Raw genomic sequence first — 6,469 nt, forward strand, 5'->3', positions numbered from 1 at the left:
GCCCTGACATACCGGCGCCCCCTCGCGCGGCGGCCGGGCCTTCGCACGGGTGCGGTTGGCGGCCAGTTTCGCCTCGATCTGCAGATACTGCTGCCCGGAGATATAGCCCAGGCAAGATCACCCGACCAGGCACCCCGTTCGATCGGAACCGTCCTCACGCCCGATAGGAATACGGCTTCTTACGGAAGCGAACCGGTCGGTACCGGGAAGCCGTTGCGGCTGTCGGTGACCGTGCCGAGGTCTTCCAGCTCTTGCGCGGACTATAAACCGAGTTGGGGACGGTCTGGCTGAACGTGATACCGGGGGACCGTCGGACCGTGATAGCGCGGATGGGCACGGCCTTGGTGCAGGCGAGGGCGATGACAGTCTCGTTGGCGGCCTTCGCGTGTGAGGCACCCGAGCGGGCCCCAACCCGCACAGTGCCACCCCTGTCCGCGGCCGGGCGCCCGAGCACCTCTGCCACAGCGCACCAGCCCTTTCAACCGTGCACCGCACCCTCGACGCGTCAGGCGGAGGCGTACTGCAGCAAGCCGAGCCGGAGGACAGCACCCCCAGCCCGAGTTCCACCATTTCGTTGACAGGGCCGTGCCTGGCACGTACTGCGCTGAACCCACGCCGACAGCGACCGCGTACCGTTCACCGACGCCACCCCTGCGCGAAGCACCTGCAGTCCTTCTCCCCCGCACACCCGCCGGTGGCGCCTGGGCTGCTCATGGCGCTGGCCGAGGCTTCCTCGTGCCCGGGGGTAGTGGCGCCGTCGGGGTTCAGGATGGGACGACGCGAACCCTGAGCCGCCTGGGCGATCGAAAGCCGCGTCCCACCGGACCGTCGGTGTCCAGAGCCCATCCTGCCGACTCGGCGGGCACGGCCCCATCGATCAGCGCGTACAACACTTCGCTCGCTTCCAGAGCGGCGAGGCGGCGTCCGAGGCACGTGTGTGGGCCGGTTCCCATGGCCAGGCTCGGCAATGGCTCGCGTCGGGGGTCGAAGCGCTCCGGTTGGTGCCACCGGGTTTCATCGCGATTGGCCGAGGCGAGGTTGATGCAGACCAGGTCGCCGCGCCGGATCACCTGGCCGCAGAGCACCGTGTCGGTGGCGCAGCGGCGCAGTACCCAGGTCAGGGGGCATTCCCAGCGCCAGCACTCCTGGATGACCGAGGAGGCCGCGGACGGGTCTGTACGCAGCAGGTCCGCGACGGAGTGGTCAGTGAGGGTCGCGTACATCAAGGTTGCGAGGGAACGGAACGGCGGCTCTGTGCCCGTGGACAACAGCAGCCGTACTGCTGGGAGCAGTTGAGGCCCTGTCCCGATTTCAGGGTCTTTAGTGCCCAGGAGCAGGGCCAAGAGGCTATCGGGGGCCCATGCCGATGGCGTGTTGAGCATCGCCTCTACGGCCGTGGAGATCTGGCCGTTGGCGTCGTCGAGCAGCCCGACCGCCCAGGTGTAGAGCGTGCCGATCCGTGTACCGGGAGGGAAACCGATCATGCGCGCGATGGTGGCCAGGGCCACAGGGAAGGCCACTTCGGCGACCAGGTCGCCTCCGCCGCGTGCGGCGACAGTGGTGAGTGCGGCGGTCGTGTCGGAGCGGATCGCGTCGCGGAGGCCGAGGACCGCCTGCCGGCTGAAGCCGCTGTGGAGGACAGTTCGCCAAATCCTGTGCTCTTGGTGGTCCATCTGAAGGAAGGACCTGCCGATCACCTGTCCCATGCTGTCGTCGTATGCCGACGACGAGAAGATCTCCTCGTCTCGCAGGACGGCTTCGGCGGCGGTGAACGAGACGACGTGCCAGACAGGAGTGGACGTCTCCTCGGGTGCGTCCACGCCGGTGATCACTCGCTCCAGCGTCGATCGCTGCACGGGGTTCTGCCGCCGTAGCTGCGCGAACTCGGTGTGCGGATCGGTGGCCGCCGACCACTCCGCGCCGTTGTCAAAGGCACGGACCAGGGCGTACGCCGCCGCGATGTCCTCCTGAACGCTGACGGAGCTGGCGGCGAGGAGCGTGGGCACCACGGTCATGACACCCCCCGGACCTGGTGGCTGGTGTCAGGGGGCGGATCGTCCAGATGCCGTACGGCGACGCACAGGCCTGTCTCGGCGGGGTAGCGGAGCCGGTTTCCCACCGTCGGGGCAGGGTCCTTCGTTGGTGCCTGCACCTGGAAGCCCAGCTTGTCCAGGAAAGCGATGCCGGGGGCCCAGTCCTGGGGGCAGGTGGCGGTCACGTGGCGCAGCCCACGCGCCGCGGCCTCCCGCAGGAGGTGGCGAGCCGCCAGGGTGCCCTCGCCGGTGCGGCGCACCTCAGGATCGATGAGGAACAGCCCGACCGAAAGGTCGTGTTCGTCGGGATGGGCGGCCACGGCGTCGACCACGCCCACCACGTCCGTCCCCTTGCAGAGGACCAGCAGATGTTTCTGTGCGAAGTCCGCGCCTTCGGGCAAGGAGTAGTACAGGCTCTGCACGTCTGCCGGCAAGGCCGGGGAGCCGGTGGCCGTGAGCAGGTAGTCGTCACAGGCCGTGAGCACGCGGGCGACGCCGGGCTCATCTTCTGGCAGCATGGGGCGCACCGTCAGGGGCGCCTCGTCAGAGATCCGGAATGGTTCCACCGCTCTACACCGCCTGTCCTTGGGTGAGATGCCTCGGCTGCGGGAGTCCGGTGCCAGCCGCCTGGTAGTACAGGAACCCGTAACGGGCCAGTGCGTCGGTGACGGCGTCCCGCGAAGCCTCCGACGCGGTCGTGCGGTCGTACCGCTGATACCGCCAAGTGTCGACGGCGTTGCCCCGGAGCCGGATCGTCACTCCGGTGATGGGGTTGGAAAGGTGGTGGATTCCGTCGCGGCTGTTCAGAGCGATGCCGATCTCGGCACGGAGCACGGCGGCCGGTGCCTTTGCCTGCCGTCGTGAGGCCACTAGGAATCCGTGCCGGAGCAGCAGTGAGGCCGTGGCGGCGGGGTCGGAGCCGAGGTAGTGGCATTCCCGGTCTGCCAGCCACGCCACCATCTCGTGCGTGGGCAGGCCGTTCAGCTCCTGCCAGGTAGTGTCGCCCTTCCAGTTGAGCTGAAGAAACCTGTCCTGGGCCGAGTTGTACAGAGCTATCGCCGGTTCGGAGTCAGTTTCTGTCGCCGTCCAGGGCACCCGGGTGAACGTCACGCCGGGGGCGATGCGCAGTACGGCGTCCGGTTCTGGTGGGGGCCAGTTGAAGAGCGGGACGGACGGTGCCTCGGATAGGGGCGCCTGGACGCAGGCCCGAAGGAAGGTGAACTCCTCGATTTCTCGTGCCATGGGATCGCCTGCAGCCCGGAACCAGACGGTGGTGTCGTCGTCGGACCCGGCCGCGTCCTTGGCGACCGCGAGGGTGTCCTGCTGGGACAGGCCCGCGTCGGTACGGTAGTTACGGCTCAGGCTGAGGTCGTCGCCGGGGTTGGGGGACTCGATGTGGACGCCGAACTCTTGTGGCCTGGTGCCGATGGGCGAGTGCACGTCCAGGACGAAGGGTGAGCCGCCCCAGGTCGTGTGCGCGACGCCGTACCGCTCGATGGACAGGCGTCGAACGGCCTCGGAGAACTGCACCGTGTGTGCGGCTTCTTCCCGGGTCTCGCCGGGGAAGCCGTGGATGACGAAGAGGTGGATCGGTACTCCGGCCTTAAGCATCGCGTTGATGTTCCGGTGGCCGTCCTCGATTCGTGTGCCTTTGCGCATCAGGTCCAGGACACGCTGGCTCGTCGACTCCAGGCCGAAGTTCATCCGGCGGCAGCCCGAGTGGTGCAGGAGCCGTGCGAGTTCGTCGTCCAGGCCGCCGGCGAAGCGAGTCTCGCCGTACCAGAACACGTCGGAGGCGGGCACGAGTGCCTCGCCGATGTTGCGAAGGGTGCGCAGGCTCATGATTTCGTCGACGAACATGAAGTAGTGGGAGCCGTGGTCTGCCCGGAGCAGGTCCATCTCCTCGGCGACGGCGGCTGCAGGCCGCTGCCGGAAGGAATTGCTCGCGAACGGGATCGAGCAGAAGGCGCATTCCCAGGGGCAGCTGCGGGAGGCGAAGACGGGCAGGATCGGCCCTGGGGCGAGGTATTTTCCCAACGGAAGTGCGTCGTAGGCCGGTTTCGCGGAGGCCGAGATGTCGGCGCTCCGCCGTGGAGTGCGTAGCAGGATGCCACCGCCGTCCCAGACAGCTCCCGGAATCGTCTCCCGGAAGTCCGCTCCCGCCGTCGTACCTCTGTCGAGGCCGTCGATGACGGCGGCGAGTGCACCCTCGCCCTCTCCGGTCACCACGGTGTCGACATAGTCGAAGAGAGCGTGCCGGTGTTGCCATTGGTCGACCAGTCGTGTGGCGTAGTTGCCACCAAGGACCACGTGGATGTCGGGGCGAATTTCCCGCAGCATGGTGAGGAACGTGACCCCGGCGATCAGCTGGGTGTCGGCGGACATGCTCACGCCGACCACGCCGACTGCGGGGTCGCGGAACAGGTCGAGGTCGAGCATCCGGTCAAAGGCCCAGCGGTAAGGGTTATCCTCGGGGTCGCCGCTCGCCGCCAGCACCTGGACCGTCGACTCGGCTGAGTATGCCGAGGTGTTGGACACCAGGTCGAAGTCGCAGTGGGAGAATGCCCCCGAGATCAGCCAGAGCGCGTCGCGTACGGTACGGCGGGCCCAGTGGAACGCGGTCGGCTCGTGCAGGGTGTCCAGGGACCTCAGCCGCGCCTTCGCCTCCTCGATGCCCCGGATCGCGGAGGGGGCGACCAGAAGACCTCGCTGGCGTGCCCATTCGTCCTCCAGGTCCGCCGGAGGGCGCGCGGCCGCCTTCTCCCGTAGCTCCTGAAGAGTTGCGGCCGAGAGCATCCAGTCGATGCACTCGATGCTCAGATCGTAGGCGGTGGCCTCGTGGCCGCGTGCGCGAAGGTCTCCCAGGAGCAGGGGCACCGCGAGGTGCGGGGCGTACGCGTTCCACAGGGGCGGGTTCACCAGAACGGTCTTCGTGCCCATCGTCTTCCCTATCGGTCCGTCCTCCTGGTGGGACCGGCACCCGGACGGTGGTCCGGGTGCCGGTCAAGGTGACGTGGGTCTGGCCCACGTCACTACTTCTGGTCGTCCGTCTCCGTCTCCGGCGCGGCGCTGGACGTGTCCGGGCGCTTGGCCTTCATCGACGGCAGCAGAGCGTACTGCGCACCAGTGCGCACTTCCGGCTGTACCACCTCGACGGCGGGTCCTTCACCGGCCGCGCCGGCCGCCGCCATGAGGTGCTCGAGGTCCGTCTTCTTCTTCGTCATCACTTCACCTCCCTCCCGCGAAGCGCACGAGTCGCTCACGCGGTGACGATCAACTCCTTTTCGAGGAGTTGTGCCATCGCCGACTCGAACGCCTCCTGGAGTTCCGGTTCGCCTATCCGGCCCTTGTTGAGCTCCTTGAACGAGGCGAAGATCTGCGAACCAGACGATCCGTCGCACAGCTCCACGACTACCCATGCCACGGGGTTCAGGTAGTGGATGTCGGGCCTGCGCGGTGTGTAGGCGAGCATGCAGTTCCACTCGGGGATAGGGCGGAACCTGGCGTGTGGGCTCTGCTCATAGCAGTCGGCTCGTTGCCGGTACGGCAGGGCTGACACGTCGGTCTTCGAGGTCGTCGGGGAGCTGAGAGACATCGATCCCTCCGTTGGTCGTCGTGCAGAACGGGTCGGGGGTGTCCCAGCGGCCGGTGAAGGCGAAGGCCGTCGACCTGCAGCCGCCTGAGGACCCCTGGGTCTCTTCGCAGGACTCGCAGCCGCCGTCCACATGGCCGGAGCGATTGTGCACGTAGACGGGGTCGTTCCAGGTGCTCAGCCAGCTGACCTCGCGGACGTTGCCGTAGTCGGTGTAGTCCCGCAGGTAGGCGCAGCCGACGGAGCGGCCGGTGGCGTCCACGCCGGCGTTCTGCCAGCAGCAGTTGCCGTCCTTGGGGTGCCAGGAAGTCATCAGGTGTATCGAGTCGGGTGCCTGTAGCGCATCCAATGCGGCCATCTGGTCGGGCAGCCGGAGGGCCAGTTCCTTCCACTGAGTGCGTGCCCGGCCCAGGGGGTAAAGGCGGAGCACTCCAACCCGGGGGACGCCAAGTTCGGCGGCGAGGTCGAGCACGCCCTGGAGTTCGTGCACATTGCGCCGCGTCATGATGATGAGCAGGGAGACGGGAAGCCCGGCTGCCTGGGCGTTCCTCACTCCTTGGACCGTCCGGTCGAAGCTGCCGGGAACTTGTACGTGCCAATCGTGGGTGTCCGCGGTGGCGCCGAGGACGTCCACGTACACCTCGCCGATCCCGATTGCCTTCAGTTCGGCTGCCACCTCGGGGGTCAGCAGGGTGGCGTTGGTGCGCAAACGAGTCATCACGTGCGGAGTCAACTCGGCGAGAAGACTCAGCCCGGATCCACCGGATTGATGCCTGTGGATAGTTTCTCCGGAAACGAGGAAGTGCCTTGTGACCTGCGATGATGGGGTTTCTCTAGGACCACA

The 6,469-nt window shown here is 67.4% G+C and carries 6 protein-coding genes; all 6 read right to left on the bottom strand.

Annotation, left to right across the window (positions count from 1 at the left end; genetic code table 11):
- Positions 1-764: 764 nt before the first annotated feature.
- Positions 765-2,015 carry a cytochrome P450 gene (locus ABZV34_RS36500; protein WP_356286701.1) on the bottom strand — a complete coding sequence of 417 codons (1,251 nt, stop codon included), beginning with the start codon at positions 2,013-2,015 and terminating at the stop codon, positions 765-767.
- The gene (locus tag ABZV34_RS36505; RefSeq protein WP_356286704.1) at positions 2,012-2,599 is read right to left on the bottom strand and encodes a GNAT family N-acetyltransferase; all 588 of its coding nucleotides are present in this window, start codon (positions 2,597-2,599) and stop codon (positions 2,012-2,014) included. Before ABZV34_RS36505 ends, ABZV34_RS36500 begins: the two co-directional genes overlap by 4 nt.
- Positions 2,600-2,603: 4 nt before the next feature.
- Positions 2,604-4,973, bottom strand: coding sequence for a radical SAM protein (locus ABZV34_RS36510; RefSeq protein WP_356286707.1), 2,370 nt, complete (start codon positions 4,971-4,973; stop codon positions 2,604-2,606).
- 92 nt (positions 4,974-5,065) lie between these two features.
- A complete protein-coding gene (locus ABZV34_RS36515) occupies positions 5,066-5,257 on the bottom strand; it encodes a hypothetical protein (RefSeq protein ID WP_356286710.1) in 192 nt (63 codons plus the stop codon).
- Between the two features lie 35 nt (positions 5,258-5,292).
- Positions 5,293-5,505 (bottom strand): hypothetical protein, encoded by a 213-nt coding sequence (locus tag ABZV34_RS36520; RefSeq protein WP_356286713.1) that lies wholly within the window; start codon positions 5,503-5,505, stop codon positions 5,293-5,295.
- Between the two features lie 46 nt (positions 5,506-5,551).
- Entirely contained in the window at positions 5,552-6,406 is an 855-nt protein-coding gene (locus tag ABZV34_RS36525; RefSeq protein ID WP_356286715.1) for a radical SAM protein, read from the bottom strand.
- Positions 6,407-6,469 lie beyond the last annotated feature (63 nt).

This window comes from Streptomyces sp. NPDC005195 (assembly GCF_040608315.1).
Classification (GTDB): Bacteria; Actinomycetota; Actinomycetes; order Streptomycetales; family Streptomycetaceae; genus Streptomyces; species Streptomyces kaempferi.

Coding starts and splice junctions, on each gene's coding strand:
- ABZV34_RS36515 (WP_356286710.1), bottom strand. CDS start 5,257: ATGACGAAGAAGAAGACGGACCTCGAGCACCTCATGGCGGCGGCCGGC.
- ABZV34_RS36500 (WP_356286701.1), bottom strand. CDS start 2,015: ATGACCGTGGTGCCCACGCTCCTCGCCGCCAGCTCCGTCAGCGTTCAG.
- ABZV34_RS36510 (WP_356286707.1), bottom strand. CDS start 4,973: ATGGGCACGAAGACCGTTCTGGTGAACCCGCCCCTGTGGAACGCGTAC.
- ABZV34_RS36520 (WP_356286713.1), bottom strand. CDS start 5,505: ATGCTCGCCTACACACCGCGCAGGCCCGACATCCACTACCTGAACCCC.